Source organism: Sporosarcina luteola (assembly GCF_023715535.1).
Taxonomy (GTDB): Bacteria; Bacillota; Bacilli; order Bacillales_A; family Planococcaceae; genus Sporosarcina; species Sporosarcina luteola_B.
Map to the genome: position 1 here is coordinate 1 of NZ_JAMBOI010000035.1, position 650 is coordinate 650.

A 650-nucleotide genomic window follows, 5' to 3' on the forward strand; every position below is an offset into this window, starting at 1 on the left:
CTCTATATCTGGCTCCATTTCCTGGCACCGCGTTTTCTGTAGCACCACAGATATCTGGTAGTGAAATGGCAATAAACAAAGCTCCAAACCAATTTTCCTTCGCCAAAGATTCTTCAATTGATGATAACAACTGATTCATGAGTTTAACCACATTAAATGGGATGGAATTAAACTCTACAATGGAATCTGATAACTAGGCTACAACATTATCAATAAACTTTTAGAGGTTGCTCGGCAAGGCCTTACTTCAAACACGGCCTGGCGATGCATTCCTGCTACTGGCTGATGGCCCGGTAGTAGGCCTGCCAGCGGTACTTATCCAACCGCAGTTGTCGCAGACATTGAGCGGTTTCGATGTCCGATTGCAGGTCTTCGTCGGTATCCTTCCCTGCGTCACTTGCTTTGCACGGAGGGCTCATCAAATCCGGGGATGGAGTTGGCAGCGTCGATGGCCCGTTGGCGCAGCTGCACAGCATCATCGTCAAACCGGCACACAGTACGATTCGGAGACTGGACATATTTCACCACGTCGCGGGTTATGGTTCGGTAGATGACCTTGCCCTCTTCTGTAGCGGCAGCGGCCTTTTTCTCAACTGGCTGGATAGTCTTTTCGGCTTTCTCTTTCTTCTTCGCCGCGAGGGCGTTGATAT

1 protein-coding gene is annotated in these 650 nt (G+C 49.2%); it reads right to left on the reverse strand.

Going from position 1 to position 650, the window contains the following annotated elements; all coding sequences use genetic code 11:
• Positions 1-393: 393 nt before the first annotated feature.
• Positions 394-650, reverse strand: a 257-nt coding sequence (locus M3191_RS18165; RefSeq protein ID WP_251701726.1) for a hypothetical protein, incomplete at its 5' end; no start/stop codon positions are given.